Source organism: Bradyrhizobium sp. (genome assembly GCF_049798375.1).
Taxonomy (GTDB): Bacteria; Pseudomonadota; Alphaproteobacteria; order Rhizobiales; family Xanthobacteraceae; genus Bradyrhizobium.
In genome coordinates, this window is record NZ_JBARGP010000677.1 from 1 (window position 1) to 2,868 (window position 2,868).

Annotated in this window: 2 protein-coding genes; one reads left to right on the top strand and one right to left on the bottom strand. The window is 64.2% G+C overall.

Annotation, left to right across the window (positions count from 1 at the left end):
- The first annotated feature begins 336 nt into the window (after window positions 1-336).
- Entirely contained in the window at window positions 337-978 is a 642-nt protein-coding gene (locus WA702_RS26325; RefSeq protein WP_425113470.1) for a dihydrofolate reductase family protein, read from the top strand.
- A gap of 243 nt (window positions 979-1,221) precedes the next feature.
- On the opposite strand, the gene WA702_RS26330 is transcribed toward WA702_RS26325, so the two are convergent.
- A complete protein-coding gene (locus tag WA702_RS26330) occupies window positions 1,222-1,989 on the bottom strand; it encodes an SDR family NAD(P)-dependent oxidoreductase (RefSeq protein ID WP_425113471.1) in 768 nt (255 codons plus the stop codon).
- Between the last annotated feature and the right edge of the window lie 879 nt (window positions 1,990-2,868).

Sequence of the window (2,868 nt, forward strand, 5' to 3'; positions counted from 1 at the left end):
AGGAATTCCCGATGACCGTGACCGGCAAGATCCAGAAATTTTTAATGCGCGAAGCGGTGGAGCAGCGGCTGGGATTGAAGGCGGCGAAGAAGGCGTGAGCAAGTAGTTCGGCAAATCCGCGCAGCACGGACGGTGCACCCTCTCCCCTTGCGGGAGAGGGTGCACCGCCGACGCGGAAGCGGCGGCGAGCCGGGTGAGGGGTCTCTCTCCGCGTTTGTGCTCGTGGAGGCAGACCCCTCACCCGCCTCGCTTCGCGAGGCACCCTCTCCCGCAAGGGGAGAGGGTGCATCTTTCGTGTGGCGACGGCGTCGGGAACACAGCGCAACTGGAGAAATCATGACCAAAGTCAAAGTAGCCGGCTTCGGCGTCTCGCTCGACGGCTTCAGCGCAGGGCCTGCGCAGAGCCTGGAGCATCCGCTGGGCGTGAATGGCCCTGATATCTTCCAGTGGTTCTTCCCAACCCGGACGTTTTGTCAGATGGTGGGAAAAGAGGGCGGTGACACCGGCCCCGATGACGCGTTCGCCCGGCGCGCCATGGACGGCTTCGGCGCCTTCATTCTCGGCCGCAACATGTTCGGCCCCATTCGCGGCGACTGGCCGGACGATCAATGGAAGGGCTGGTGGGGCGACAATCCGCCCTATCATGCGCCGACCTTCGTCCTGACGCATTATCCACGGCCGCCGATCGAAATGCTGGGCGGGACGACATTTCATTTCGTCTGTGACGGCATCGAAAGCGCGCTGCGCAAGGCGCGCGAGGCGGCAGGCGCAAAGGACGTCAAGATCGGCGGCGGTGTCGAGACCGTAAGGCAATACGTTCAAGCCGGCCACGTCGACGACATTCACCTCGCCGTCGCTCCGGTCGCGCTCGGCCAAGGGGAAGCGCTGTTCCGCGATCTGGACCTGCGCGCGCTCGGATACCGGACGGTGGAGCACGTTCCGACGGAGCGCGCCACGCATATTGTGCTGGCGAAGTAGAGGCAGCATCGGCGCCATGTCGGGGCCCTTCGCCGGGATGAGCTAACCGACATCGCCGCACGGACGGTGCACCCTCTCCCTTGTGCGAGAGGGTGGATCGCCAACGCGACCGCGGCGGCGAGCCGGGTGAGGGTTTGTCTCCGCGGATAGAGACCCCTCACCCGGCTTCATCTCACTTCGTTCGATTTCGCCACCCTCTCCCGCAAGGGGAGAGGGTGCACCGAGCCCGTGGCTACGCTCACCTCAGATCGATCGATAGCCGCCATCCGCCATCACGATGGACCCGGTGACGTAAGAGGCCAGATCGGACGCCAGGAACACGGCGGGACCGACGACGTCCTCCGGCTTGCCGGCGCGGCCGAGCGGCGTATGGTCGATGAAGATCTTCACCAGCTCCGGACTATTCGCGCGCACCTGCGCGTTCAGCGGCGTCTCGATCAGCCCGGGACCGACCGCGTTGACGCGCACGCCGTGCGACCCGAGCTCGGCGGCCAGCGCCTTGGTGAAGCCAAGAACCCCGTGCTTGGAGGTGGTGTAGGCCGCCGAGTTCGGCGTGCGCACATGCACGAAGGACTGGATCGAGCCGATGTTGACGATGCGCCCCTTCGTAGCTTTCAGCGGTTCGAGGAACGCGTGCGTGACGTTGAACAGCCCGTCGAGATTGACCGCCATGATGTCCTGCCAATCTTTCAGCACCGCATCGGGATCTCCGGTGAAGGCGTTGCGGCGGTTGATCCCGGCATTGTTGCAGAGGATCGAGACCTGCCCCACTTGCCCGGCGATCTCGCCGGCGACGGCAAAGCAATCGTCCCGCCTGGTCACGTCGAGCTTGAAACTGTCGGCCTCACCCTGTGCCGCGCGGATTTCGGCTGCGGCGTCGGCGGCTGCCTGCTCGTTGACATCGAGCACCACGACGCGCGCGCCCTCGCGCGCAAAGCCGGCAGCGATGGCGCGGCCGATCCCCGAGGCCGCGCCGGTCACGACGGCGATGTGTCCTTTGAGCAGGGGCATGGTGTTTCCTTGTATTTGAGCTGCTGACGGCGGCCGCAAGATAGCGGCCATTGACGGCCTGCAGCAACTGGAGCCCGGATGACCGAAGAAAAATCCGGCTCGCCTCCATAATGCTGCCGCTCGTTCACCTACGCTCGCTGCCTGACCTGGAAGACGTTGGCTTCAGGATCATAACCGTCGCAAACCGCAGCGCCTTCGAACTGCCACTCACGCTTTGCGTCATTGATGGCGCCCCCGGCGCTGCCGCACGCTCTCTCGCCAGGGGGATGTCCTCGACAGCAAATAGGAGCTTGATCGGGGTGTCTTCGCGCAGTCCTCCCCGAAGACTGCGCCAAAACGCTAATTTCGATAATGCCTTCAAGGCGGTTCGTCTCCTTCCACACTCGCGCACAATATTTCTCTTGCTGTTTTTCCGAAATCATGATTTGATACACGCATCCCGTCCCACAGAGGGGGCGCTTCGCGGTCGTCACGGACGTTGGTGCGGGATGCGGTGGGCGCGTCGGGTTGCAGCATGATCTTCATGCGGACGAACAACTCGATGCGACGGTGAAATCGCGTGGTTCTGGCATCCCGGTGCTGATGCCAAGTCCGTGCTGCTGATTGACGCGCGCGGGCGACGGGGACAATCAAGCCGGTCCCCGGGAAGATCGGGTATAAGCCTCAAAACCATCGCGCGGGGAAGGCCGCGCGTGTTCGGCCAGACCTGTGGTGACTGCCGCCTGCGTTTTTTCTGCAGGCGGGCCACGGGCGCGGCCAGCGCCCGGCCTTCCCTGCGCCCTCACGTAGTAAGAGGGCGGCGATTCATCGAACAACCCGGGCGAAATGGGCCGCGGGAACGAAGGCGCATGCGCGATGCTCGACCAGAGGACTTCGATG